This window comes from Mycobacterium sp. NGS40 (assembly GCF_059812735.1).
In genome coordinates this window covers 1-347 of record NZ_JCALDG010000137.1, presented here as the reverse complement: position 1 = coordinate 347, position 347 = coordinate 1, and the positions used below count along the sequence as shown (strand labels likewise).

General features: G+C 61.1%; 1 protein-coding gene. It reads right to left on the bottom strand.

What is annotated here, in order from left to right:
• A partial coding sequence (locus AC5Y5O_RS32290) for an integrase core domain-containing protein (RefSeq protein ID WP_500028783.1) occupies positions 1 to 347 on the bottom strand: 347 nt, incomplete at both ends.

Genomic DNA, 347 nt, shown 5'->3' with positions numbered 1-347 from the left:
TCATTCCGCCGATGCCGGTGTGGGGTCGGTGGTGATTGTAGTGATGCAGCCAGTGCTGGTAGGTTCCGGCGCGTTCGGCCTCAGAGCGGTAGGTCTGCGCATAGGCCCATTCGGTGGTCAGGGTGCGGTTGAATCGCTCGACTTTGCCGTTGGTCTGTGGCCGGTAGGGCCGGGTCCTCTTGTGGGTGATGTCGGGGCCGAGCGCTTCAGCGAAATTCTTTGACCGGTAACAGGATCCATTGTCGGTCAACACTCGTTTGACGGTGATGCCGTGGTCGGCGAAGAACGCGTTGGCGCGTTTCCAGAATCCCGCGGCGGTTTCTTTGCGTTCGTCGGTGAGGTCCTCG